General features: G+C 29.7%; 30 protein-coding genes and 2 tRNA genes. 10 read left to right on the top strand and 22 right to left on the bottom strand.

Features of this window, described 5'->3' with window-relative positions; all coding sequences use genetic code 11:
* Nucleotides 1-2: 2 nt before the first annotated feature.
* The 6 genes from trpB to MRZ80_RS03600 form a co-directional block, all read right to left on the bottom strand.
* Nucleotides 3-1,184, bottom strand: a complete 1,182-nt coding sequence (gene trpB, locus MRZ80_RS03625) for a tryptophan synthase subunit beta (protein ID WP_292536250.1) — start codon at nucleotides 1,182-1,184, stop codon at nucleotides 3-5.
* A gap of 70 nt (nucleotides 1,185-1,254) precedes the next feature.
* A complete protein-coding gene (locus tag MRZ80_RS03620; RefSeq protein WP_292536248.1) occupies nucleotides 1,255-1,941 on the bottom strand; it encodes a phosphoribosylanthranilate isomerase in 687 nt (228 codons plus the stop codon).
* 52 nt (nucleotides 1,942-1,993) lie between these two features.
* Nucleotides 1,994-2,788: an indole-3-glycerol-phosphate synthase gene (locus tag MRZ80_RS03615; protein WP_292536246.1), complete on the bottom strand. Its 795-nt coding sequence runs from the start codon at nucleotides 2,786-2,788 to the stop codon at nucleotides 1,994-1,996.
* A gap of 17 nt (nucleotides 2,789-2,805) precedes the next feature.
* Complete coding sequence (locus tag MRZ80_RS03610; protein ID WP_292536244.1) at nucleotides 2,806-3,375, bottom strand: aminodeoxychorismate/anthranilate synthase component II; 570 nt, start codon at nucleotides 3,373-3,375, stop codon at nucleotides 2,806-2,808.
* Nucleotide 3,376: 1 nt separating this feature from the next.
* Nucleotides 3,377-4,132, bottom strand: coding sequence for an anthranilate synthase component I family protein (locus tag MRZ80_RS03605; RefSeq protein WP_292536924.1), 756 nt, complete (start codon nucleotides 4,130-4,132; stop codon nucleotides 3,377-3,379).
* Between the two features lie 11 nt (nucleotides 4,133-4,143).
* Entirely contained in the window at nucleotides 4,144-4,749 is a 606-nt protein-coding gene (locus MRZ80_RS03600; protein WP_292536242.1) for a hypothetical protein, read from the bottom strand.
* Nucleotides 4,750-4,946: 197 nt separating this feature from the next.
* Between MRZ80_RS03600 and MRZ80_RS03595 the strand changes: the two genes are divergently transcribed.
* Nucleotides 4,947-5,447: an amino acid-binding protein gene (locus tag MRZ80_RS03595; protein WP_292536240.1), complete on the top strand. Its 501-nt coding sequence runs from the start codon at nucleotides 4,947-4,949 to the stop codon at nucleotides 5,445-5,447.
* Between the two features lie 137 nt (nucleotides 5,448-5,584).
* Here MRZ80_RS03595 and MRZ80_RS03590 read toward each other — a convergent pair whose 3' ends face one another.
* Nucleotides 5,585-6,958, bottom strand: coding sequence for a YhgE/Pip family protein (locus tag MRZ80_RS03590; RefSeq protein WP_292536238.1), 1,374 nt, complete (start codon nucleotides 6,956-6,958; stop codon nucleotides 5,585-5,587).
* A gap of 363 nt (nucleotides 6,959-7,321) precedes the next feature.
* On the opposite strand from MRZ80_RS03590, the gene MRZ80_RS03585 reads away from it, so the two are divergent.
* Nucleotides 7,322-7,549 carry a HypC/HybG/HupF family hydrogenase formation chaperone gene (locus MRZ80_RS03585; protein ID WP_292536237.1) on the top strand — a complete coding sequence of 76 codons (228 nt, stop codon included), beginning with the start codon at nucleotides 7,322-7,324 and terminating at the stop codon, nucleotides 7,547-7,549.
* Nucleotides 7,550-7,718: 169 nt separating this feature from the next.
* Here the strand turns inward: MRZ80_RS03585 and MRZ80_RS03580 are convergent.
* The 9 genes from MRZ80_RS03580 to MRZ80_RS03540 form a co-directional block, all read right to left on the bottom strand.
* Nucleotides 7,719-7,793 (bottom strand) — tRNA-Ile (locus MRZ80_RS03580).
* A 59-nt stretch (nucleotides 7,794-7,852) separates the two neighbouring features.
* A tRNA-Ile gene (locus MRZ80_RS03575) sits at nucleotides 7,853-7,927 on the bottom strand.
* A gap of 116 nt (nucleotides 7,928-8,043) precedes the next feature.
* Nucleotides 8,044-8,337 (bottom strand): iron-sulfur cluster assembly protein, encoded by a 294-nt coding sequence (locus MRZ80_RS03570; protein WP_292536235.1) that lies wholly within the window; start codon nucleotides 8,335-8,337, stop codon nucleotides 8,044-8,046.
* A 93-nt stretch (nucleotides 8,338-8,430) separates the two neighbouring features.
* Nucleotides 8,431-9,360 (bottom strand): DUF5591 domain-containing protein, encoded by a 930-nt coding sequence (locus MRZ80_RS03565; protein WP_292536233.1) that lies wholly within the window; start codon nucleotides 9,358-9,360, stop codon nucleotides 8,431-8,433.
* Nucleotides 9,361-9,466: 106 nt separating this feature from the next.
* Nucleotides 9,467-10,648 carry an NAD(P)/FAD-dependent oxidoreductase gene (locus MRZ80_RS03560; protein WP_292536231.1) on the bottom strand — a complete coding sequence of 394 codons (1,182 nt, stop codon included), beginning with the start codon at nucleotides 10,646-10,648 and terminating at the stop codon, nucleotides 9,467-9,469.
* A 19-nt stretch (nucleotides 10,649-10,667) separates the two neighbouring features.
* A complete protein-coding gene (locus tag MRZ80_RS03555) occupies nucleotides 10,668-10,832 on the bottom strand; it encodes a 4Fe-4S binding protein (protein ID WP_292536229.1) in 165 nt (54 codons plus the stop codon).
* Nucleotides 10,833-10,868: 36 nt separating this feature from the next.
* A complete protein-coding gene (locus MRZ80_RS03550; protein WP_292536227.1) occupies nucleotides 10,869-11,075 on the bottom strand; it encodes a TIGR04165 family Cys-rich peptide in 207 nt (68 codons plus the stop codon).
* 7 nt (nucleotides 11,076-11,082) lie between these two features.
* Nucleotides 11,083-11,358: a hypothetical protein gene (locus tag MRZ80_RS03545; RefSeq protein ID WP_292536225.1), complete on the bottom strand. Its 276-nt coding sequence runs from the start codon at nucleotides 11,356-11,358 to the stop codon at nucleotides 11,083-11,085.
* A 181-nt stretch (nucleotides 11,359-11,539) separates the two neighbouring features.
* On the bottom strand, nucleotides 11,540-12,154 hold the full coding sequence (locus MRZ80_RS03540) for a hypothetical protein (protein ID WP_292536223.1): 615 nt from the start codon (nucleotides 12,152-12,154) through the stop codon (nucleotides 11,540-11,542).
* A gap of 237 nt (nucleotides 12,155-12,391) precedes the next feature.
* On the opposite strand from MRZ80_RS03540, the gene MRZ80_RS03535 reads away from it, so the two are divergent.
* The 5 genes from MRZ80_RS03535 (at nucleotide 12,392) to MRZ80_RS03515 (ending at nucleotide 16,609) form a co-directional block, all read left to right on the top strand.
* A complete protein-coding gene (locus tag MRZ80_RS03535; protein ID WP_292536221.1) occupies nucleotides 12,392-13,237 on the top strand; it encodes a zinc ribbon domain-containing protein in 846 nt (281 codons plus the stop codon).
* A gap of 6 nt (nucleotides 13,238-13,243) precedes the next feature.
* Nucleotides 13,244-13,618 (top strand): hypothetical protein, encoded by a 375-nt coding sequence (locus MRZ80_RS03530; protein ID WP_292536219.1) that lies wholly within the window; start codon nucleotides 13,244-13,246, stop codon nucleotides 13,616-13,618.
* A gap of 199 nt (nucleotides 13,619-13,817) precedes the next feature.
* On the top strand, nucleotides 13,818-14,825 hold the full coding sequence (locus tag MRZ80_RS03525; RefSeq protein WP_292536218.1) for an SIS domain-containing protein: 1,008 nt from the start codon (nucleotides 13,818-13,820) through the stop codon (nucleotides 14,823-14,825).
* A 246-nt stretch (nucleotides 14,826-15,071) separates the two neighbouring features.
* Nucleotides 15,072-16,133 carry a DUF1611 domain-containing protein gene (locus MRZ80_RS03520; protein WP_292536216.1) on the top strand — a complete coding sequence of 354 codons (1,062 nt, stop codon included), beginning with the start codon at nucleotides 15,072-15,074 and terminating at the stop codon, nucleotides 16,131-16,133.
* Nucleotides 16,133-16,609 (top strand): hypothetical protein, encoded by a 477-nt coding sequence (locus MRZ80_RS03515; protein ID WP_292536214.1) that lies wholly within the window; start codon nucleotides 16,133-16,135, stop codon nucleotides 16,607-16,609. Before MRZ80_RS03520 ends, MRZ80_RS03515 begins: the two co-directional genes overlap by 1 nt.
* Before the next feature lie 160 nt (nucleotides 16,610-16,769).
* On the opposite strand, the gene MRZ80_RS03510 is transcribed toward MRZ80_RS03515, so the two are convergent.
* Genes MRZ80_RS03510 through MRZ80_RS03495 form a run of 4 tightly spaced genes read right to left on the bottom strand, consistent with a single transcriptional unit; the run spans nucleotide 16,770 to nucleotide 20,643 of the window.
* Nucleotides 16,770-17,540 carry a TatD family hydrolase gene (locus tag MRZ80_RS03510; protein WP_292536213.1) on the bottom strand — a complete coding sequence of 257 codons (771 nt, stop codon included), beginning with the start codon at nucleotides 17,538-17,540 and terminating at the stop codon, nucleotides 16,770-16,772.
* A 46-nt stretch (nucleotides 17,541-17,586) separates the two neighbouring features.
* On the bottom strand, nucleotides 17,587-19,323 hold the full coding sequence (gene glyS, locus MRZ80_RS03505) for a glycine--tRNA ligase (RefSeq protein ID WP_292536211.1): 1,737 nt from the start codon (nucleotides 19,321-19,323) through the stop codon (nucleotides 17,587-17,589).
* A 6-nt stretch (nucleotides 19,324-19,329) separates the two neighbouring features.
* Complete coding sequence (dcd, locus tag MRZ80_RS03500) at nucleotides 19,330-19,920, bottom strand: dCTP deaminase (RefSeq protein ID WP_292536209.1); 591 nt, start codon at nucleotides 19,918-19,920, stop codon at nucleotides 19,330-19,332.
* A gap of 3 nt (nucleotides 19,921-19,923) precedes the next feature.
* Entirely contained in the window at nucleotides 19,924-20,643 is a 720-nt protein-coding gene (locus tag MRZ80_RS03495) for an RNA methyltransferase (RefSeq protein ID WP_292536207.1), read from the bottom strand.
* Nucleotides 20,644-20,860: 217 nt separating this feature from the next.
* Here MRZ80_RS03495 and MRZ80_RS03490 point away from each other — a divergent pair, with 217 nt between their 5' ends.
* The gene (locus tag MRZ80_RS03490) at nucleotides 20,861-21,181 is read left to right on the top strand and encodes a YbjQ family protein (protein ID WP_292536206.1); all 321 of its coding nucleotides are present in this window, start codon (nucleotides 20,861-20,863) and stop codon (nucleotides 21,179-21,181) included.
* 109 nt (nucleotides 21,182-21,290) lie between these two features.
* On the opposite strand, the gene tfrB is transcribed toward MRZ80_RS03490, so the two are convergent.
* A complete protein-coding gene (tfrB, locus tag MRZ80_RS03485; protein ID WP_292536205.1) occupies nucleotides 21,291-22,802 on the bottom strand; it encodes a fumarate reductase (CoM/CoB) subunit TfrB in 1,512 nt (503 codons plus the stop codon).
* 308 nt (nucleotides 22,803-23,110) lie between these two features.
* Between tfrB and iorA the strand changes: the two genes are divergently transcribed.
* Both iorA and MRZ80_RS03475 read left to right on the top strand, forming a co-directional pair.
* On the top strand, nucleotides 23,111-24,976 hold the full coding sequence (gene iorA / locus MRZ80_RS03480; protein WP_292536203.1) for an indolepyruvate ferredoxin oxidoreductase subunit alpha: 1,866 nt from the start codon (nucleotides 23,111-23,113) through the stop codon (nucleotides 24,974-24,976).
* Between the two features lie 3 nt (nucleotides 24,977-24,979).
* On the top strand, nucleotides 24,980-25,567 hold the full coding sequence (locus MRZ80_RS03475; protein ID WP_292536202.1) for an indolepyruvate oxidoreductase subunit beta: 588 nt from the start codon (nucleotides 24,980-24,982) through the stop codon (nucleotides 25,565-25,567).
* Nucleotides 25,568-25,741: 174 nt separating this feature from the next.
* Here MRZ80_RS03475 and MRZ80_RS03470 read toward each other — a convergent pair whose 3' ends face one another.
* Nucleotides 25,742-26,185: an acetolactate synthase gene (locus MRZ80_RS03470; RefSeq protein WP_292536201.1), complete on the bottom strand. Its 444-nt coding sequence runs from the start codon at nucleotides 26,183-26,185 to the stop codon at nucleotides 25,742-25,744.
* Between the last annotated feature and the right edge of the window lie 21 nt (nucleotides 26,186-26,206).

The following is a 26,206-nucleotide window of genomic DNA, read 5'->3' as shown; positions in this document are numbered from 1 at the left end:
GCTCATATTTCCACCCCTAATTCTTTTGCTACTGTAAACATGTCTTTATCTCCACGTCCTGAAAGGTTTACAATGATTGTTTTACCCTTATTTTCTGGCATTTTTGAATATTTTACTGCATATGCTACAGCATGTGAACTTTCAAGTGCTGGTATAATTCCTTCTGTCTGACATAATAGTTGGAATGCATCTAGTGCTTCATCATTTGTTATAGGTACATATTTTGCACGTCCTGATGTTTTAAGATATGCATGTTCAGGTCCTACTCCTGGATAGTCAAGTCCTGCAGATACACTTGAGGTATCCTGTATTTGACCTTCTTCATCTTGAAGTACAATTGATAGTGATCCATGAAGTATTCCATCACGTCCTTTTGTTAGTGTTGCACCATTTTCATCAGTTTCAACACTCACACCACCTGCTTCAACACCTATAAGTTCTACATCTTCATCATCAACAAATCCACTGAAGATTCCCATTGAGTTACTTCCTCCACCAACACATGCAATTACTGTATCTGGAAGTTTGCCTTCAATTTCTAGTATTTGTTCTCTTGCTTCTGTTCCTATTACACTTTGGAAGAATTTTACCATTGATGGATATGGATGTGGTCCCATTGTTGTACCTATAAGGTAGTGTGTTGTGTCAAGATTTGCAACCCAGTCACGGAATGCTTCATTAATTGAATCTTTTAGTGTTTTTGATCCAATATCTACAGGTACAACTTCTGCTCCTGATAATTCCATACGGAACACATTAAGTTTTTGACGTTCTACATCTTTTGATCCCATGTAGATTTTAACATCAAGTCCAAGTTTTGCACCAATTACAGCTGTTGCAATTCCATGCTGTCCTGCTCCTGTTTCTGCAATAAGTTTTGTTTTTCCCATGTATTTTGCAAGAAGTCCTTGACCTATTGTGTTGTTAATTTTATGTGCTCCTGTATGAAGCATATCTTCACGTTTTAGGTATATTTTACATCCTAGTTGTTCAGAGAGGTTTGCTGCATAGTATAGTCCTGTTGGTCTTCCTGCAAATTCACGTAGATATTCATTGTATTCTTCAAGAAATTCCTTGTTATTTATACATTCATAGTATGCTTGCTCTAATTCTTCAATTGCTGGTATTAATAGTTCTGGTACAAATACTCCACCATATTTACCAAATTTTCCCTTTTGCATCATTTTCTAATCATCTCATTTAATTATTTTTAATTGTTTAAATTATTTTTTTTTAAGTAGTGTAGTTTTATTTTTAGTTGTTAAATTCATTTGTTAGTTTTAAAATCTTTTTAATTTCGCCTATATTTTTACATCCTGGAGCATCTTCTACTCCACTGTTAATATCAATTCTATCAAAGTAGTGTAGTTTATCATAAATCTCTTCAAGATATTCTAGATTTATTCCACCTGCAAGTGTGGTTTTTGTTGTTGGATAGTTTTGCTTAACAAGTTTTGATGCCTTTACTGCTGTATCTATTGGAATTTGTGTGTTTGTTCCACCACTAAGTCCATCTTTTTCATAGTCAAATAGGATGTTATTTGCACATAGTGATGTGTTAACAATTTCATGTATCTTTGCATCTGTAAGTTTTCCAGTTATTGGTACAACTTTTGTAATATTTAGTCCATTAGGACTGTAGTATTGATTAAACCATGAGATAAATTTAAGATCTGAACAGTTAAGTGAATGTAGTTGTATATTTCCTATTTTTGTAAAACTTGTTTTCATTATTGCCTCATATGGATTTTCTGGTTCAACAACAAGTACTGCCATTGTTTTATCAATTAAGTCATATTTAAGAGAACATATTTCATCAAGTGTTACGTTTCTTTTTGATCTTTCAATATTTATAAAGCCTATATGGTCAACATCTAGTTTTTGAATCTTTTCAATATCATTACTTCGTGTTATTCCACATACTTTTACCTCAAGAGTCATATTATCAATACTCCAATTATTATTATTTATTTTTCCATTTTTTTTTCATTATTTAATTTTTCAGTGTTTCTTTTAATTGTTTTATAAATCTACCAATTTTATCTTCACTATTACTTTCAAGAATTGCTGTTCCAATTAGAAGTGCATCTGCTCCATAGCTTTTAAGAAGTTTTGCATCATCTGTTGATCTTACTCCACTTTCTGATATCATGTAGTTTGGAATATACTTTGCAAGTTGTTTTGTTGTGTTAAGATCAATACTTAAATCTGTAAAGTTACGATTATTTACTCCTATAATTTTTGGATCTAAATCTATAACATCATCTAAGTCCTGTTTTGTATGACATTCAACTATAGCATCAACTCCTAGATCTGCACATAAGTTAAGATATCCTTCCATGTCAGGACATACTCCATTAATTAGAAGTACTGCTGATGCTCCATGTGCTACAGCTTGATATATCATGTATTCATCAATAAAGAAATCTTTTCTAAGTATTGGTTTATCTGTAAGTCCTACAGCACGTGAAAGATTATCAATACTTCCTTTAAAGAAGCTTTCCTCAGTTAGGATTGATATCATATCAGCATCATATTCATCATAGATTCCAATTACATTTTCAATTGATAGTGAACTTATATCTCCTTTTGATGGACTTGCTGGTTTAAATTCAGATATGAGTTTGGTTGATGTTTTATCTTTAAGTTTTTCCTGGAATCTGAAATTTTCTGATCTTGTTGATGCAATATCTGTTGCAATTTTTTTTATTATATTTGATGATTTTTTTTCTTTATCTTTTGCAACTTGTATTTTCTTATTTTTTACAATTTCACTTACAACAGTCATTATATAACAATCCTCCTCTATTTTATATCTAGGAAGTTTCTTATTATTTCATCACCATAGCTACTTGATATTGATTCTGGATGGAATTGTATTCCATATGTTGGATATTTCACATGTTCTATTGCCATGATTATTCCATCTTTGTTGTAGCTTGTTACTTTTATGTCATCTGGTATGTTTTCTTTTTCACATACTAGTGAATGGTATCGTACTACTTCAAATTCATCTGGTATATCTTTAAATAGTTTTGATTCATCATGAATTATTGTATCTTTTTTTCCATGTACAGGTTTTAGTTTATGTATACATCCACCATAGTGTGAATATATTCCCTGGTGTCCAAGACATACTCCAAGTATTGGTGTCATTTTAAATTCATCTAGTATTTCATGACATATTCCAAAGTCTTCCTCATTTTCTGGATTTCCTGGTCCTGGTGATATTATTATGTGTGTTGGGTTAAGTTTTTCTATTTCATTAATTGTTGTTTTATCGTTACGTATTACTTTGATGTCATCTGTATATTTTCCAACTAACTGATATAGGTTGTATGTAAATGAGTCGTAGTTGTCTATTATTAGTATCATTCTACATCACCTCATCTGCTGATTGTTTTAATGCTTCAATTAATGCTTTCATCTTGTTTCTTGTTTCTATGTATTCATTTTCTGCTACTGAGTCATAGACTATTCCTGCTCCTGCCTGGATTTCTGCTTTTTCATTGTATGTTGTTAGTGTTCTTATTGTTATTGCAAAGTCTGCATTTCCATTTAGTGAGAAGTATCCTACAGCTCCACCATATGGTCCTCTTGCTGTTTTTTCTGATTTGTTGATGATTTCCATTGCTCTTATTTTTGGAGCTCCACTAAGTGTTCCTGCCGGAAATAGTGACATGAATGCATCTACTGCATCGTATTCATCTTTTAGTTTTCCTGTTACATGTGATACTATGTGTTGTATGTGTGAAAATTTACGGATTTGGTAGAATTCTTCTAGTTGTACACTTTGCATTTGACTTATTTTTCCTATGTCATTTCGTGCAAGATCTACTAGCATTAAGTGTTCTGCTAATTCTTTTTCATCAGATAGTAGGTCATCTTCAAGTTGTTTGTCTTGTTTTTCATCACATCCTCTTGGTCTTGATCCTGCTATTGGATATGATTCTACTTTCTGGTTTTCTACACGCATTAGCATCTCTGGACTTGATCCTATTATTTCACGTTGGTTGAGTTTTATGTGATACATGTATGGTGATGGGTTGATTTTTCGTAGATGTTCATAGAATGGTAGTTTGCTTCCTTTTAGTACTAGGTTTTGTGGATTTGATAGTACACATTGGAAGATTTCTCCTTCTTCTATGAGTTTTTTGTATCATTTACTGCATTTTCATATTCCATTTTCTGGAAGTCTTCATCTATGAGTTTGTATTCTAAAATTCCATTGGTATGTTGTTGTTCATAGATTTTTAGTATTAGTTCTGATCTGTCATCTTTTAGTGTTGTGTATTCACAGGTTTTGTTGATGTTATCATATACTATACAGTCTAGAAATAGTCCAAATTCAAAGTCTGGATAGATACTTTCATAGGTTGTGACATCTTCGAAGTATTTTATTGATTCATATGAAACATATCCAAGTAGTCCTCCTCTAAATCCTGATTCTTGGAAGTCGTTATTTAGTAGTGGTTTTATGTCTATGAATGGATTTTCTGTTTCATATTCATATTCTCCATCATCTGTTGTTATTGTTATGATGTGGTTGTGTGCTTTTATTTTTGCTACTGGATTAAATCCTATTATTGAGTATCTTGCAAGTTCTTCATCGTCTTGTTTTGATTCAAGTAAGAATGTATCTTTGTAGTTGTAGTATAAGTTTTTAAATAATTTAAATGGATCGTCTATTGCGATCTTTTTTGTTGTTGGTTTTTTAATTAGGCTTTTAAGGTTGCCAAAAACATTCACTCTTATTCATTTTTTATCATCTCATTTTTTGTGTCTATTTAATATATTTACATTAATGTAGTATATAAAACTTTAGTGTATAAATTTATACATTAATAATATATATTAAACATTAAACATAATATAATAACAATAAACATAATATAATAACAATAAACGAAATTATGAAAAATAACTAAATAAAAGGAAAAAGACTTATGTGGGCAAAACTAATAGAAAAATTCGACAAATACCCATCCCAACAAAAAGTAGTAAAAAAACTACTTCAACTAGGATTAAAAGTAGAAAATGATAAAATATACTGTGATGATGTAGAAATAAACGTATCATCACTAGCAAAAACACTAAAAACAGACAGACGAGTAGTAGTATCAACAATAAAAAACATACAAAACGATGAACAGCTACAAAATATATTCCAAAACCTAAAACCATCAGGACCACTATTATCAAACATAGCATCAGAATTAAGACTTGGAGTAATAGAAATAGAAGGACAAGGAAAAAAATCAGGAATACTAAGTGAGGTAACAAAAATACTAGCAGATGAAAAAGTAAGTATAAGACAAGCATATGTAAGTGATCCAGAAATAGATCCAATACCACACATAATGATAATAACAGACAAACCAGTAGAAGGAAAACTAATAAATCACCTAATAAAAATAGATGGAGTGTCAAAAGTATCATTATACTAAGAAAAAAATAGTTAATTAAAAATAAATTATTATTAAATTAATAAAAAAAAATTAGTTAAAAAAAAGAATTAAAATAAAAGAAAAAAAAATGAAGATATTAAATCTCCACTCCTCTTTTTAAAATCCCCTTTTTTTTATTATTGGAATATGTCACTTTCTTCAAGTTTTTTATTTGCATATTTACAATTCTTATCAAGTTTTTCTTTTGCTATGAAACCTAATATGATTGCAGCAATTGGGAATATAAGTAAACATGTTACATTACCAATAAATGATGGCCAAATAATACCAAAGATTGCATCTTTAAGCATAGCAATAGCATATGTCATTGGTAAAAATGGCATAAGTGATTGAAGTGCTGGTGCCATAATTTGAATTGGATAAATACCATTTGTACCTGAAATTTGGAATACAAGAATAATAATTGCAATAGCTTTTCCAACATTTCCAAATAAGGAAACAAGTGTATATGTTAATATCATAAATGATAAACCTATAATGAACATTGAAATAAATGTCATAGTAGGATCAACCATTGTTACTCCAAGTAAATTAAGTGCAATAAACATTACAACAGTTTGTAATATATTCATGATTGCAAATAATCCTAATTTTCCAAGATATACTTCAACAGGTCTGTATTTTTCTTCATCTTTTCCAGCTGTTGTTGAAAGAAGAGCAATAAGAATAATACAACCTACCCAAAGAGCAAGAGCTGTGTAAAATGGTGTAACTTGTTGACCATAATTGTCAGCTTCATAGTAGCTGTAGTTACTTAACACTGTTGGTGAGTGGAAATAACTTTGAGCATTACTAATACTTTGGTTTGTAGCTTGAGCAGCAGTGCTTTGATTTGCCATCTGAGCTGAAGCTGTCTGGTTTGCCATCTGTGCATTTGCCTGAGCATTTGCTGTGGTCTGATTAGCAGATTGTGCTGCTGAACTTTGTGCCATCTGTGCTGCTGCAGCTTGTTGTGCAACTACAGGTTGATAATTCTGCATTGCATACTGTTCCATTATTGAATCACTAATTTCATTGTTAACTTTGTTTGCAGCATTAGATGTTATTTTTGGTGCTACAGGACTTGTTTTATCGTTTGTAATATATTGTATTGTTGCCTGTTGTGGATTTCCAGATTGAACAGATAAAATATCTTCTGTGAAACCTGCAGGAATTATAATGGCAGCATAATTACTTCCATTTTTAATCAGATCTCGTGCTTCATCTTCATCTTTATAGATCCAATTAAACTTATCATTCTCTTGCAGTGAAGATACTACCTTACTTCCATAATCATATGTTGTACCATTTACAGTTACTGGATTATCGTTGTTTACTATGATAAATTCCATATTATCTGTATCTTCATATGGATCCCAACAACTGTAGATGTTTACAATTGAATATAATGATGGAAGAATAATTAAAGCTATAAGAACAACCGTAACTACGGGGTTTTTAAACATAGCTCTTAAATCTTTATTGATTATTTCTTTAATATTCTTTATCATTTAATCACTTTATATAAATTAATTTGCTAAGATTTTATTAAATTTACGTCTTTATGAGTGTACTTAAAATAAAAGAGATAATTTTAAAACCTTTTCTAATTAATATTATTTGAAGTAATTTGTAACTTTTTAATCAATAAATAATATTAAACTTTTATTATATATAAAGTTTTTTTTATATAATTTTTTATACATATCTTTTTGTTGAAAATATAATTCATAATGATTTAATAATATAATTTAAATAATACAAAAATAATAATATAGAGTATAAATGAAAAAATAAATTTCTAAATTATTTGAGTGAAAAAAATTAAAAATATAATCTATGTTTTTTAAATTTTAAATTAGGAGGAAGATATAATGTGTATAGCAGCACCTGCAAAAATTTTAGAAATAGATAACAATAACGTAGCAACTTGTGACTTTGGTGGAGTAAAACAGGAAGCAAAACTTGACCTCGTAGATGCAGATATTGGAAGTTATGTATTAATTCATTCAGGATATGCAATTGAAGTATTAACAGAAGAAGCAGCAAAAGAAACATTAAATACATGGAATGAATTACTCACAGAACTTGAAAATGAATAGATAAAATAACCTTTTTCCCCACCCATATTCTTTTTATATGAGCTAATTTTTCTTAGATAATATTTTAAATTAAAAAAAGACGCCTAAATTAGTATATAATATGTTAAATTTAGTAAAATAGTTTATAAAATTTTTAGAAAATTATTTATTAAAAGAAGTTTATTTTAAATGGGCACGCTGGGATTCGAACCCAGGACCTCACGGTTATCAGCCGTGCGCGCTAACCAAGCTGAGCCACGCGCCCTAATACAAATAAAAATGTTTATTTCTAAACATGGATTTTAAAAAGAAGTTTATTTCAAGTGGGCACGCTGGGATTCGAACCCAGGACCTCACGGTTATCAGCCGTGCGCGCTAACCAAGCTGAGCCACGCGCCCTTGTATGTCTTGAAATAAGAACTATTATTATATTATTTGTTCATAGTATATATACTTTACGGTTATGTTTTAATAAAAAAAAGTTAATGATGTAAATAACATCAAAAACTTCATACTTATTCTTTGTTAACCATATCATTGATAGTATCAGACATCATATGGTCAATAACATTAACTTCAGCTTTGTCAATACCTTCAACTTTTTCAGCTTCAAGTCTTGCTGCCATTGCAATGTTTGCAATACTCATACAACCTGGGTTTGTAGGTGATAGTGTGATTTTTGCGTATTTTTTTTCTTCATCTACTTCAATTTCACGTACGATTCCCATTTCAACTATACTTACACCCATATGAGGGTCTGCTATTTTTGCGATTTTATCTTGAATTGTATTTTTTATTTCATCTGCCATTTTAATTTCCTCAATTATTAATTCTATAACAATCAATATATAAATTCTATTAAATCAATATCTATTTTTCATATATATTAAAACATTACTATACTACTGTTTAATTTGATGTCTAATTTTAACACCAACACCTTTTGTAGCATTAGCAAGTTCATCCCCACTCATCATAGCTTTACCTACACCAACAACTTGATCTTTATATACAATAACAACCTCATCATTAGGAATAATGTTACTGTCAGCATCATCAATACCTGGTGTGAAAAGTGTGTTAGATTGAAGTTCAAAGTCAATAAATACACGATTTATTTCATGTTCATTGAGAATTTCACCACCAGCCATATTAAGTGTATAAAGTCCTGTTTCAAAGTGAAGTGTTGCAATTTGTTCTTTACCATTTAAAATCTGAGTATTAAATCTTCCACGTGTAGTAGTATTATCTGCAATAAGAGCATCAGCATCAGTACTATTAAACTGGTATCTTGCAATAGATCTTAAATCATGAATTCTATGATTTTTATATGATACTTTATCAGCCTTTTTAACTTCAGCTTTAAGATTAGCAAGTGATTCATTAGATCTTAAATTTCCATCTTCTGCTGTGTAAACAACATTGTCATCACCAAGAGCTTCCTGGCAAGCCTGACGATATCCGCCAGATAAGTGTGCAATAACTTTATGATCTTTAACATATTCTTTAAGACAACGTGCTGTCATCTTAATTTCCTCATCAGACCAATCACCAGTAGTTGATGCATCATATGACTGGATTGGATAAGTTTTTTCCATCTCTCTTGGACATATACCAAATGGTGATGTTACAATAAGTTCCTGTAATCCTTTAGTATATTTTCTATAAAGTGTATGTGATTTTGACTGAGAATAAGGTTTTTTCATACTACATGGTAGAAGTACAATAGTATCACTAAATGGTTCAAGAAGAGCCATACGTTCTTGCCATCTTATTACTTCTGGACGTTGTAATGAAAGTTCTGTTATACATGGTATTTTTGCATGTTTCATAGTTTTATTTTCCCTAAAAATTTATTTAAATATATAAAAAAATTTCACTCTTCTTAATAAAAAAAAGTAGTAAAGTGGTGGTGAAAAATTATTAAATCCCTTTTATCTAGAATATTTTACCAAGTTTTAGTAAAGCTTTAGGAGAGATTTTAACTAATTTTTTAAGAAGTGATTTTGGTGTAACTTCTGTAAATTCTTCATTTGCAAATGCTTCTGCAATTTCATCAAGTTCACTATCTTCAAGTGAAAGTAAGTATTTTTTAGCAGCATCATATTTTCTGTAGTTTTTAGCAATATTTTCATCTGTTAATTTAAGATATTCATCAAAGCTTGCTTTTGAATAATCTTTTCTTTCAACTGCATCTGCTGCTACAATTCCTGCATATACACCAGATTCAAGTGCTGAGTTAATTCCTCCACCTGTAAGTGGATTTACAAATCCTGCTGCATCTCCAACAACAAGAATGTTATCTCCTGTTCTATCTTCCATTACACCAGCAACAGGATCTCCACCAACATTCATTTCTACTGCTTGTGCATTTTTAGTTTCAGGTGAGTTTTCTATAAATTCAACTAAGTGTTCAAGTGCACTTTTATCTGTTTTTGATTTAAGAACACCAATACCTACATTTGCAACATCATCTCCTTTAGGGAAGATCCATACATATCCACCAGGTGCTGCACTTCCAAAGAATAATGCAATGTCACGGTTATTTTCCATTTCAAGTCCTGCCATTTCAAATTGTACACAGGATTCCATGTGTTCTGCAGGTGTACTGCATTTAAGTCCTGCCATACGACCAATTCTTGATTCAGGTCCATCTGCTGCTATGATAATGTTTGCATGAATTTCAATTTCTTTTCCCATACGTTCTGCTTTAAGTATAAATCCATCATCTACACGTTTAAGTGATGTTGCATTTGTTTTTATCATAATTTTTGCACCAGCACGTGCTGCATCCATAGCCATATGTTTATCAAATACTTTTCTTTCAAGAATATATCCTGCTTCTGGAATTGGTATTGTTGATGTATCAAGCCATACACTTGTATTGTTTGGAGATACAAGTCTTACACCGTCAAGTTCACGTGCGATCCATCTTTTATCAGGTTTAATACCAAGCTCTTTAAGACCTTCTTTTGAAACTCCCTCAGCACATCTTTTTGGTGATCCTATCTCAGATTTTCTATCGATTAATAAAACATTAGCTCCTTTAAGTGCTGCTTCTTTTGCTGCAAGAGATCCTGATGGTCCTGCTCCTACTACTAAAATATCTGTTTCTATCATGTTTTCACCAAAATTTATTCTATTGAAGTTCAAGTGCTTCAATTGGACATGTTTTTACACATATTCCACATTTTGTACATTTTTCTTCGTCAATTACAATTTTTAATTCTTGTACTTCTATTGCATCTACAATACACACCCCAGCACAAGCACCACAATACATACAATGTTCTTTTATTATCATAAAACTAAAATCCCCATATCTATTATTTTATTATTCCTATTCTTTTTCTGCTTCTTCTTTAGCTTCTTCAGCACGTCTAATGTCTATTGCTTCATCTCTTGTTACAAAGATATGTCCACAATCTGAACATTTAAGTTCTCCATTTTGTCCGTATGCTAAGAATTGTTTATCTAAGTCTCTGTGTTGTGTTTTATTTTGTGATCCACATTTTGGACATGGTCTTAATAAGTCTTCCATTTTCATTTTTATATTACTCCTTCATATTTTTTTCATTTTCATTTAATATGTCTAGAAGTTTAAATTGTGCTGCTTGCATATGTTTACAATAAAAGCTACCAGGTTGTCTTTGGTTTCTATACATATAGTCTGCACAATCACAATTCCAGTATCCATAAATCATTGATACAATATATAATTTTGTATTGTCTTTTTTAACTTCAAAGATAATATGATCTGGTTCATAATGTTTTACTTCAACATCATTGTTTTTATATAAATTATATCCTTCTATAACTCTTTCAGCCATATTATCATCGTATAAAAATAATAGTATTAGTTTAATTAACTAAATATTAATTAATTTATATTATATATTTAATTGTTTTGTATTATATTAAATTTATTAACAAAAAAATTAATCCTTTTAAATTGTAATGTTAACTATTACACATATAAATATGGATTATATTTAACTAAAAACAACTAATTTAGCTGATATAGTTGCTTTTGTATGTATTTATTGCATCAAGAAGCTGATACATTGTATTAAATACACCTATTACTGTAAAGAATGCTATTTTAACAGATAATAGTGATGTTACTATAGCTATTATTATAAAGATTAATGCTTTTTTATATTCTTTAAGATAGATATGTCCAAATCCTACAAAAAGTATTGCAAGAACTACAGTAATCCATAGTTTTTTACCTTTCTTTGGAACTTTTTGTTGTTGATCTTGAGGACCTTTATATTCTGTAAGATAGTAGTCATTTACAGCTCTTGGATTTTCATCTCTTTTTTGTATATTATTATTTGCTGCTTTTATCTTTGAATTTTCATTAAAATTACTACTATTGTTAGTGTTACTTCCAGGTCCTCGGTATTGGCTTTGGAAGTAGTCATTTTCTGATTTTCTCATCTGCATCTTTTTTATGTCATTGTTTTTATTTTGTGTATTTGCAGATTGTATTTCAACTGTCACTGTTGGTTTTTGAAACTCCTCTTTTTTTGTATTGTCTTTTCTTGGTTCTAGTTTCATACCACAGTTGATACATTTTTGTGCATCATCTTCATTATCAAAATTGCAACGTTTACATTTCATCTTGATTCATAACTCCATTATATATGTGTAATTAGATTATGATTATCTTTTCAATTTTTTTTATTAAATTCTATTATATCTAACTTTATAGTATTAAATCTATTTATAATATAAAATAATTGTTATATTATAAGATATATAAAAATAGTATTATTAAGATCTTATATTAATTAGCCTTTCATTTTTTTGGCAAATTATAATTTAGATAATATAAAAATATTTGGGAATTATATTAAGATGATTAAATGTAGCAATTGTGGATTTAAAAATAGTGATGATGACATATATTGTGTTCGTTGTGCTAAGAAATTATCAGATAACAACGATGTAAATGATAAAACAGTACAACTTAATGAATTATACTATTCTTTTTTAATAAATGAGATGAAAAATAAAAATAATGAAACAAAACCATCACAACAGATACATGATACAAATAAAATACAACAACAAATTAAACAACCACAACCAGATACAACAACTGCCACATTAGATGACACAAAACAACCACAAGAAGATATTATAACTACAACATCTGATGATTTAACAACTACCACTAGTGCAGCTGTAGATGAAGTTGTTGATGCAAATAAAAAACAAACAATAAATCAAGAAGATACAACAACACATACAACTGTTAAAAAACCAACACCAATACAAACACAAACATCTACAACAATACCAACACCAACAATAAAATCCAGTACTAAATCCCCAACAGGTAATAATGTAGAAGATAATATTTCAAATAACAACAATAATAATGCTACATATTTTGGTGGAAATGAAGTTAAAAAATCAACAAAAACATATATTGGTGGAGTAGAACAATTAACATCAAAAAGACAGGCTATTGCAACAATACTTTCAATGATCTTTATAGGACTAGGATTTGTATATCTTAGAAATATGCAGAAATTTATAACATACATAGTATTGCAAGTTGTAATGTTACTAGTTGTATATCTACTAGTATCAATTAATATTAGTGGTAATAATGGTGTATTTGATTTAATTTTTATAATAAATATGATAATTTATCTATATTCCATAGTAGATTCATATAAAAAGGCAGGAGAATGATGATATATGAAATGTAATGTGTGTGGCTGTGAAAATAATAATACAAATACAACTTGTATAAAATGTGGAAATAACCTTACAAACCAAGTAAATAATATGAATTCAACAACACAGCATAAAATAAAAATAATACCACTAATATTAAGTATAATACTTCCAGGAATTTCATATCTCTATCTAAGACAGTATCTACGAGCATTAGTATTTCTTTTAGTATTTCCTTTAATATTTTTTAGCTTTGCATTTATTTTATCATTTTATACCATGATGATACCATCAAGAGTATCACTTGCAGCATATATGATAATAATTATAATAGTATTAGTTTATATCTATCAAATAATAGATTGTTATAAGATAGCTTCATCTAATAAAAAATAACTAATAATTTTATCCAAAAAATCATATTATTTAAATAATGAAAATATAATAAAAATGATTTAATTATTAATATTTAAATAAATTAAATACTAAATATACTAATTAACTAACTACTGTTATTAAATATTTTAAGTCAGTGAGAGAAAATAATAAAAATATTCAGATAATGATTATTTTTTTAATTAATGGAGAGGACGTCATGGAATATGAAATGTATCAAGAAATTTTAGATCAACCAATTTCTCTTGAACGTACAATAGAATCAGAAAAAGACCATATGAAACAACTAGCAGAACAATATAGTAAATTTGATAAAATCTTTTTAATTGGTTGTGGAAGTTCTATTTCAACATGTTACACAATAAGAGATGCAGTAAAATCAATAGCAGATATAAATATTGATGTACAGACAGGATTTGACTTTGTAGATCATCAATACCTAGAAAATGATTGTAATTATGGTGTAATATTAACATCACAATCTGGGGAAACATCAGACACACTATCTGCACTAAGAAAAGCAAAACAACACAATATTAAAACATTATCAATAACAAACATGCCAGAAAGTTCAATGGCAAAAGAAGCAGATGATGCAATTATAACATTATGTAATGAAGAAGTAGCAATCCTTGGTACAAAAACATACATAACACAGCTATTTTCATTATACTACATATTCTTTAATATGATAGATAATCAAAGAGCAAAAGATGTTCTAGCACAACTTGATGAAGTTCCAAAGATAATGGAAAAATTAATAGCAACAACACAAGAAGATGCAAAGAAAATTGCAGAAGAAAACAAGGATGTTGACCTATTCTATTGTATGGGAAGTGGACTTAACTTTGGACTTGCATATAAACTTGCAATGACAATGTTTATGGAAGGAGCTTTAAAACATGCATGTCCTGTATATTCAGGAGAATTCCGTCATGGACTAATTGAACGTGTTGAAGAAGGAGTAACAGTAGTATTTCTAAAATCTGGTGATGACTGGGATGAAGTAACAGATCGTGCAATTAACTTCTGTGGAGATTTAAAAGTTAACTCAATAATCTTTGATATAAAAGATTACTATGATATTGATCCACTACTTACACCATTTGTTTTAATTGTACCACTTGAATGGTTCATATACCACCTTGCAATATTTAATGGTGAAGATCCTGGAAGTACAAGACACATAGGAAAAGTAAGATATTAAATTTTATATCTTGCATTTAATTCTTTTTTTTAAAAACATCCACTTTTTTTATAACTTTTCAAATAATTTCATTTTCACTGCTTTTTATTAAATTTAATAATATTTTATAATCTTTATTATCTGGCTATATTCGTATACTTTAAATTATATTAAAAATAAAATAATAAATATATTACAAACAATAGTATAGTTTTAATATTTTAAAAATAAAAAAAGCTATACAAATAATTTTGGAGAAGTGATTTTTTGTATTCAATAACATCAAGCAAAGATTTTGAAGAATTAAGCCCATTTATTATAATTGGAGCTGGTGGGGGAGGAGAAAAACTCTCAAACTTCAAAGGTGTTGAAACAGCAGGATTTCTAGATGATGCACCAGCAAAACAGGGAACAGAATTCTGTGGACACATTGTTGGATCTGACCTTAAAGAATTAGTAGAAACAACAGATTCAAAAACAGTAGCAATAATGTTACCAATAGGTGCAGAAGCAACAGCACTAAAATATGCAGTAGAAGCAATGTGTCTTGGACAAAATGTATTAACATCATTTAGATCCCTACCACTTAATGAAAATCAAACATTACTAAAAGTTGCACAACAAAATGGTGTACAAATAAAAGAGATAAGCTCAAGACTTGACAATGTAGAAAAAGTTATGGGAAAAGCACCAGAAAAAGTAACAGAAGTACTACCTAAAATAACATATAAACATAAAAAACCATTAATCTTTGTAGGTGGAACCTCCCAGGAATGTGGAAAAAGAACAACCACAAAAAAATTAGGAGAAGCTGCAAAAGAACTTGGAATGAATGCTAAAATATTTTCAACAGATGAAATGGGACTTGAAGAACCAACAGATATTAACTTCAGAGCAGGAAGTTTATCTGTAATGGATGTACCAGCAGCAATTATGGGAACTGTAAAATATCTTGAAGAGGAAGAAGATGCAGATATTATATTTGTTGAAGGACAATCAAGTCTTACAGAAACTGGAAATCCACATCCTAAAGGATTATCAGCATCAATACTATTTGGAGCACAACCTGATGCTGTAGTATTATGTCACAGAGAAAACCATCCATTCCGTGAACCTGTAGGAATTCAGACAGAACTCAATGCAATAGAAGCAGTAGAGCCAACAACAAAAGTAATTGCATTATCAATAAACAGACGTAATGCAGAGGATCTTTCACTTGAAGATATAGAAGATGAATTTAATCTACCGACAGTGGATTTACATACAGATTCAAATGGTGGAATTAAACGTTTACTTGAAACAGTTCTGGAGTATGTAGGTGAAAAATAATGGAAAACTTTAGAGATCTTACTATCAATATTAAAAAGTCTATTGACCGTGAATATGTAGAAGATTTACAGCCAAACTTTGATGATGATCAGAAGATGTTAAATGATGATAATCTTATATCATCAATTGAAAAATCATATGATGATGACTATGAAGATGATATTATTGTAGATCATTCCTATGATGATGACTTTATAATAGCACCTGATGAACCATCAAATATTGATACTATAAGACTTGTAAAGGTAAAAACAATAGATCAACTAGATGATGAACTTGACACACTTGATAAAACACGTGTACCTCTCATTGTTGATTTTGACTATATTCAAAAAAGAAGGAAATCTGAACTTAAAGATGTAGGAGATATGTTAAATAAGTTCAAACAAGCAACAGATGCAAAAGTAGTTCTTCTTGGAAGTACAAAAAATGTTGTAGTGATAGTACCTAGTGAAATAGTACTACTTAAATCATAAAATTTAGATAAAAATATATTGAATACATTAATGTTGATAGCCATATCAACACTCTTTCTACATTTTCTTTTTTTTATAAATAATTTCTAAATTCTCATTTTTTTTTAATAATAAATTTTTAATTCAAAAAAAGTAAAAAAAGGGTTTATAGGTGGGGAATTTAAATTTTAAGATTATCTCCATGGAATTTCATAACATTTTCATATAAAACCTTGTTAATATCTTGTTTTTTATATCCATCCTGGATAAGTTTATGTTTAAGTTGTGCAAGAGCCATATGATTGGATGGAGCAGAACTTATATCTGTATCAACAACAAATTTATCAAATCCATACTCATCAAGCATAGCTACAGTACCTTCTACTGACATCTTCTGTGGCTGAACAGTAATACCTAATGTATAATCCTTATCTATTGCCATATCAACAATTGAATAGTCAATATGATCAAGTTGTACATTTCTAGGATCTATATATTCATCAAGAACTTCTATTGTTGATTTTGTAACTTCAGCCTTATTTGTACGTGGTGTGTGAACAATAACATTGTAGTTATTTTCATCAGCATACTGTAATTGTTTTATGAAAACTTCTTTTTGTATATCTGTAACTTCATCAAGTCCAATTTCACCAACTGCTATTACATGATCCTCTGCCATGTAATCTGGAAGTTTTGCTATTACATTTTCATAATCTTCAGGTATTGCTCGTGGATGTACACCTACTGCTGCAAAGAGTTTTATATTATGCTTTGATACACGTTTAGGCTCACTATATACAATACGATTTAAGTGTTCTATTGTAACATTTGATTTTCGCATCTCAAGTGGGTCATGTGCACATGAAATAATAGCTTCAACTCCTGCCATTTTCATGTCCATAAAGTTTTCAACTGGTCTTGTATCTGCATGTAAATGAGCATCAATAATCATAATAATACATCCTCCCTATAATTTGCTCTATTTTATATCAACTAGTCTATATATCATCAAATTCTATTTCATCATTAACTAGTTTTTTAATAATATCTGCTACATCTGAGATATTTACACGTTTTTGTTTAAGGTTATCTCTGTTTCTTATTGTTACTTTTTCATCATCAATACTGTCATAGTCAACAGTTACAGCATATGGAATTCCTATTTCATCACCACGTGCATAACGACGTCCAATTGTACCACTTACATCGAATGTTGTAATAATATCAGATGCTCTTATCATATCTTCAATATCACTTGCAAGTGATACTAGTGGTTCTTTATTTACAAGTGGAAGTATTGCAGCTTTGATAGGTGCAATTTTTGCTGGTAATTTAAGATATGCTCTTTTTTCTCCTTCATCATTTTCATCTTCTGTATATGAATGAAGAAGTGTTGAATAAATTATACGATCAATACCATATGATGGTTCAATAACGTGTGGTATAATTCTTTCTCCACGAATCTGTTCATCTTCTGTTTTAAATGTTATGAATGAATCATCTATTTCATATTCATTTTCACCAATTGTAAATTTAAATACTCCTTCATCTTCAAATGCTTTCATTATAACATCAACATCTGTATTTTCAAGGATTTCTTTAGCTTTTGGTGAATCTCCCTTAAATGTAGGTCCGAACTTTTTCATGTTAAAGTTTGCTTTTGTTGTTGTAACAGTTTTAGGTTCATCATATTCTTTAAATACAGATAAATCTTCTTTTGAATGTTTAATATGTGATTTAAGGTCAAAGTCTGTTCTATCTGCAATACCAATAATTTCAACCCATCCATACTGGTCTGTTTTAACTTCTGCATCCCAACAATCAATTGCATAGTGTGCCATTTCATCAGGTAAGTGTTGTCTGAATCTTATTGCATCATCACCAATTCCAAGATCATGTAGGAAGTTATGAGCAATTGTAATTTGATATGCTATAGTTTCACTTGAAATAATACCAGCATCTACAGCTTCACCTGCTGTAATTTGTAGTGGTTCATCTCTGTTTTGTTGTTGTTTTTGTGAATATAATTTAAGTTCATGATCTGCAACAGATTCAAATTTTGCATGTGTTTTATCTGATGGATCTACAAAGATTTCAGCTTCAGCTTGTGTAAATTCACGAAGTCTGATAACACCCTGTCTTGGTGATAATTCATTTCTATATGATTTTCCAAGTTGTACAATTCCAAATGGAAGTTTATCTTTATAGAATCTGCTAATTCTCTTAAATGCAATAAATATTCCTTGTGCAGTTTCAGGTCTCATAAATGCTGTTTGTTTTCCACTTGCACCAATCTGGGTTTTAAACATTAAGTTGTAACTTACAACATCGTCAAGTTCTCCTCCACAACTTTCACATACTATGTTGTTATCTTTAATAATCTGTGTTAGTGTTTCATCTGGAAGTCCTTCTACATCATCATCAATTACTGCTTCAATAACATGGTCTGCACGGTAAATTTCTTTACATTCTTTACATTTTGTCATTGGATCTGTGAAGTTATCAACGTGTCCTGATGCTTTAAGTGTTGGTTTTGGCATAATGGTAGGTGCTTCTATTTCAAAGAATCCTTCACCATTTACATAGTATTTTCTCCATAGATTCATTATATTATTTTTAAGAGTTCCACCAAGAGGTCCATAGTCATAAAAACCTGCTACTCCTGAATAGATTTCAAAAGATGGATAGAGATATCCTCTTTTTCTTGCTATGCTCATCATTTCTTCATTTACCATTGTATCTTATTCTCCTTTTTTAATGTCAAAGTCTTCTTTTATACGACTTACCTGTGGACCTGACTGTCCCATATATTTACTGTCACGACTTTCATGTCCATATGGTCTTGCTGATGGTGATGTCATGGTTTCAAACACTATCTGACAAACTCTTTGATTTGGATATAGTGCTACTGGCATTTTTCCAATGTTTGATATTTCAAGTGTTATTTTACCTTCAAATCCTGGGTCAATATATCCTGCTGTTACATGCATTGTAATACCAAGTCTTCCAATGGAGGATCTTCCCTCTACTCTTGCAACAATATCTTCTGGAAGTTTTACAGTTTCAAGTGTTGTAGCGAGTGTAAATTCTCCAGGATGTATTATGAAAGGTTGATCTTCATCTATTGTAATTTCACTCATATAAGATTCAAGGTCTGTTTCATCGAATGGATCGATGTATGGTTTTGTTATAATTTTAAATCCTTTAAATTTATTACCTATTCTTAAATCTACTGATGATGGTTGTATTTGTTTTTCATCCAATATAGGATCAATTACAATCCTTTCTTCATCTAAATATTTCTTTATATCAATATCACTAAGTATTGCCATTACTTATTCCTCATATGAGTTTTTGATTCTTTTGTTTATACGATTAAGTATTCCACGAAATGTACGAAGTTCTCGTCCTGTCATAAATGCTCGTCCAATTATACGTTTCATTAGAATTTCTACTTGGTCTTGTTTATGTTCGGCATATTCAAGTTTTGAGATTATTTCATCTATTGTTTCATCTAATATTTTTTTATCCTCAAAATCTGCTATGTCTATATCTTCTACAGGATAATCTTTCTTCTGATTTTTAAATATTTCATAAAAAATAATTGATGCTGCATGTGTAATATTCATTATAGGATATTCATCACTTGTTGGTATTGTTACAAGTACATCACATAGTTTAAGTTCTTCATTTGAAAGTCCATCACCTTCACGTCCAAAAACTAGTGCAACATTGTTTGTTTCAATATCAATATTACGTCCAAGTTCATCTGGTGTTATTGGTATTCTTGGAACGTTATAACTTCCACCTGCTGTACCTGATGTACCTATGGTTTGTGTTATATTTTTATCTTCTATAAATTCTTCAAGTGTATCATATACCAGGGCATCTTGTACTAATTCTCGTGCATGCATTGCCTGATAATATGCATCGTTTTGAAGTTCACATGGATCAATTAAAACTAGTCTTTTTAATCCAAAGTTTTTCATACATCTTGCAAGAAATCCGATATTTCCTGATGTTTTAGGTTGTACAAATACTGTATAAATTGTCAAATAGAATCACTATAAAATTTTATAATAATATATTTGTTTTTTATTGCTTTTAATTTTTATATACATTAAAACAATATAATATATTAAGTAAATATTATATTTTAATTTAATAATTTTTATAAGTTAATTCGATTTCTTGGTGGAATAAGCTATAATATTAAGATTATAGAAGATATTTTACTATTAAAATAAATAAAATAAGAAGGAGGTAAATTATATGATTATTGTTACAACACCAAATATAGAAGGCAAAACTGTTAAGAAATATCATGGTATTGTTAATGGTGAAGGATTAATTGGAGCTAATGTATATAAAGACATCTTTTCTGGTGTTCGTGATGTTGTAGGTGGAAGAACATCAACATATGAAGAAGAAATTCAAAAAGAAAGAGAAAAAGCATTAGAGGCAATGAAACAAAAAGCAATAGATCTAGGTGCAAATGCAATATTAAATGTACGTATTAACTACAGCAACCTTGGAGGTACCATGGGAAATACAATACTTATAAGTGTAAATGGTACAGCTGTAAGCTACTAAAAAAAAGTGAGTGATATTTTAAAATATAAATAATAATTTCCAAAAAAAAGAGAATAAAAAAGTTAAATGAAGTAAATTCAATACTTCAACTAATATTTTTTTTGCATACTTATTGATATGCTTCATTTAACAATTCCATAAGGTTAATAACTGATTTATCTGATTCTTTCTTATCTATTGAATCTTGGATGTTACGTTCACAAAATGGACATACAGTTACAACATAGTCAACATCTAAAGCTTCAATATTTTCTACTTTTTCATCAGCAAGTTCTTCTGCAAGTTGAGGCATACCAGATTTTACTCCTCCACCTGCTCCACAACATTTATCAGCATTTTTCATTTCAATAAATTCTACACCTTTCATATTTTTAAGAATATTACGTGGTTGTTGTGATATTCCCTGTCCACGTACAAGGTGACATGGATCATGATATGTAACTTTAACATCAACTTCTTTCATATCATCATAGTTAAGTTTATCATCTAAGAACTCTGTTATATCCATAACATTTAAGTTTACACCATATTCTGGGTAGTTTTTCTTAAGTGTTGATCCACAACCTGCACATACTGTAAGAACAATATCATAGTCTTTGAATGTTTCATAGTTTTTCTCAACAAGCTCTGGTATAATATCTGTCTGTCCTGTTCTTAGAAGTGGTGATCCACAACATACCTGAGTTTCTGGTACATCTACACTATATCCTAGTTTTTCAAGAATATTTATTGTGTATTCTGCAATCCATGGAAGTCTGTAGTCGATCATACAACCTGTAAAGAATGCAATTTTAGGTTTATCATCGCTAGTTTCAGGTTTTTTGTGGTTTTCATTGTATGCTTTAATGAATCCTTCTGGGTATTTCTCACTTTTAGGATTAATACTTCTTCCTGTTGTAATAACTGAGTCACGTATTAGTTTATGTTCTTTAAGTGGACCTTGTTTTTCACGACATGCTTGTTCTCGTAGTTTTTCAATAGCTTTACCATATATGTCTATTTCTTTTGGACATGTTACACTACACTGTCCACATGATGTACAGTAGTACATTCCAAGATCTACTGCTTCATCTGTTTTTGATGCATCTTCTCTTGGATCAAATGTTAATTCAGATAAGAATCTCATAAAGTATGGTCCTACATAGTCATCTGTTTTTGTAAGTACAGGACACATTGAGATACATGAATAACAATCTATACAATCACTAAGATTTCCAATTTTTTCATATGTTTCAGGATTTATAACTGATGGTTTTTCCATATCAGAATATGAATCCTCAGATATCATATAAAGGTTGTAGTCACGTACTTTATCATTAAGTGGTTCTCTATCTACAACTAAGTCTTTTAATACTTCAAGATCAAGTGGTGCAAGTGTGTCATTATCTTCAATTTCAGCTTTACATGCAAGTTTTGCCTTATCATTAATTTTAATTGCACAGGATCCACACTGTCCTGCTCTGCATGAAAATCTAAATGCTATATTTGCATCGTATTTATCATTTATCTGCTGTAGAGCATCTAGTACTTTCATTTTTTCTGTTTTTTCTATTTCATATGATTCCATGTAATGTTTATCTTCTACTGGATCATAACGTTTAACATTCACAGTTATTATCATGCAATACCCCTAAAAGTTTTAATTTATAAAAAAAATTAATCTCATCTAATATATTTTTTCCATATATATTTATCAAAATATATTCCTAAATTTAAGTTCAGTAAAATTTATTACTATTATGTACTATATTTGTTTTTTACAACTTATAATATTATCATATTAAATACAAAAAAGAAGGTAAGATATAGTAGATGTTTACTTTAAAATATAATAGTTATAAAAAAGAAAATAATATATAATGATTAATTATTATTAAAATACTATGTTTTAAGATAAAAATTTGAAATCAAAAATTCAAGGGAATTAATATGAATATAAAAGAATTATTAGATCCAAAACAAGGACAGAAACGTTTCATGCTAGGAAATGAAGCAGCTGTAAGGGGAGTTCTAGAAGCAGGTGTTTCACTTGCTGCAACATATCCTGGAACACCATCATCAGAAATAGGTGATATACTCTACAAAATTGCAAAAGATGCAAATATCTACTTTGAATTTTCAGCAAATGAAAAAGTAGCAGTAGAAGTAGCAGCATCAGCTGCATGTTCACAACTAAGAACATTTTCATTTATGAAACATGTAGGTGTAAATGTAGCAGCAGATTCACTCATGACAAGTGCATATATGGGAGTTGAGGGAAGTTTTCTTATACTTGTAGCTGATGATCCATCAACATTTTCATCACAAAATGAACAAGATACAAGACACTTTGCACGTCAAGCAAACATGCCAATATTTGAACCATCAAATCCACAGGAAATTAAGGATTTCATAAAATATGCATATGAAATATCAGATAAATTCAACACACCAGTAATACTTAGAACAACAACAAGAGTATCACATATGAGAGGAGTAGTTGAAACTGGTGAATATAATAAAAACACAATAACACATGGTGAATATGAAAATATAGGAATGCATGTACCAGTACCAGAAGCAGCACGCCTAATGCATAAAAATCTTGTAGAAAAAATTGCAGATATACGAAAAGTATCAAATAACTCACCACTAAATCAAGTATTTGACAATGGAGCAGACTTTGGTATAATTGCATCATCAGGAGCATATAACTACGTTGCAGATGTAGTAAATAAGTATGACTTAAATGTAAACATACTAAAACTTGGATTTACACATCCATTCCCAGATGAACTTGTAGCAGACTTCCTAAGAGCAAATAGTGAAGTATTAGTAGTTGAAGAAGTTGATCCAATACATGAAATTGAAACACTAGCAATAGCAGGTGCAAATCATATAGATACAACAATACATGGTAAAAAAGATGGATCACTACCTGAAGTATTTGAATATACACCAGATATTATAATTGATTCACTAAGAAAACTAGAAATTCTTGATGCACAACCACAGAAAGTAAATTCAGAAAGTAGAATTGCACTTCCATCAAGACCTGCAACACTCTGTTCTGGATGTCCACACAGAGCATCATTTTATGCAGCACGTGAGGCAATTAAAAGCTTAAATTTATATATTGAAAGTATTCATCCATCAGATATAGGATGTTATACTCTAGGAATTGCACCACCATATAAGATGGCAAACTATCTTATGTCAATGGGGGCAAGTGTAGGTGCAAGTTGTGGATTTAGTAAAGCTACAGAAGATCAGCCAATAATAAGCTTTATTGGAGATTCAACATTCTTCCATGCAGGAATACCACCTCTTATAAATGCAATACACAATAAGATGAAATTTACATTAGTAATACTTGATAACAGAATTACAGCAATGACAGGTGGACAGACAAATCCTGGTATACCAATTGATGGTATGGGAGATGAAGCACCTGCAATATCAATAGAGGCACTTGTAAAATCTATTGGTGTAGGATTTGTTGAAAGAATCAATCCACTAAATGTAAATGAAATGATAAAAGTATATCAAGATGCACTAGAATATGATGGAGTATCAGTAATACTTGCTGAATATCCATGTAACTTAATAAATAAACCAGCAATCAGAGCACGTAACTATGATATAAAAGTAAACACTGAAAAATGTATACGTTGTGATAAATGTATTAATGATCTTGCATGTCCAAGTATTTCATTAATTGATGATCAAATACAAATTGATGCATCATGTATAAAATGTGGAGTATGTGTTGATGTTTGTCCAATAAGTGCAATAGAAAAATGTGAAGGTGAATAGATTATGGCATATAATATTTATATTTGTGGAATTGGTGGACAGGGAATTATAAAAACATCAATTGTAATTGGAGAAACAGCACTATCTGAGGATTTAAATGTTGTAATGAGTGAAATTCATGGAATGTCACAAAGAGGAGGTGTTGTATCAACAGAACTTAAAATTGGTGATGATAAAAGTCCAATAATTCAAAATGGTACAGCAGATATACTTCTTGCATTTGAACCTGTTGAAGCACTAAGAGCACTTGAAAAAACAAATGAAAATACAGTGGCAATTGTAAATACATCAGCTGTATATCCATCAACAATAAATCAGCAGGATGTTGAATATCCAGATATTGATGAAATACTTGAGGAATTATCATCAAAGATGAATGAAGTATATAGTATGGATGCAAATAAAATAGCAGTTGATGCTGGACATCCACTGTCAATGAACATGGCAATGGTTGGTGGAGCATGTGCTGTGTCAACATTCCCACTTGAAATTGATGATGTAAAAGAGACAATGAAAAATAACTTACCTGAAAAGTCAATTGAAACAAATCTTAAAGCATTCATGGCAGGATATGAAAAATGTAGAAAATAATATTTTTCTACTAATCTCTTTTTTTTTATATAAAAACTAATTTTATCTGAAAATAATAAATCTACTACTCTATTTTTTTTAAATAATGTAATAAATTTCAAAACAAGTAATTTAATCTAAAAAAAATAAGGTTTGGGTGGAGAAAGTTTTTTTTCTAAATTCTAAAAAAAAATATTATAATGAATATAATTCATCAGAATTTATAATATTTGCATTACCTTCTACTAGAATATCGTATGCTTTTGGCATATCTTCAAGTTTAAGTATTACAATAGCAGCATAAGTTTTTTGTTCAACAAATGCATAGAGATATTCAAGATTAATATTGTTTTCATCAAGTAATCTGAGGATAGTGTTTAATCCTCCAGGTTCATCTGTAATACTTACAGCAAATACTTTTGTAATTTTAACAATGAATCCTTTCTCTTCAAGAGTTTCTTTAACTTTATATGGATCTGTTACAATTAATCTTAAAATACCAAATTCTGATGTATCAGCAAGAGATAATGCTCTTATATTTATTCCAAGATTTTCAATAACATCTAATGTACTAAGAATTCTACCTTCCTTATTTTCAAGAAATATAGATAATTGATCTATATATGCATCTTCTATCATAATTAAATACTCCTAATTAAT

The organism is Methanosphaera sp., from assembly GCF_022768985.1.
In the GTDB taxonomy this organism is placed as follows: domain Archaea; phylum Methanobacteriota; class Methanobacteria; order Methanobacteriales; family Methanobacteriaceae; genus Methanosphaera.
This window is presented reverse-complemented; position numbering and strand designations above follow the sequence as displayed.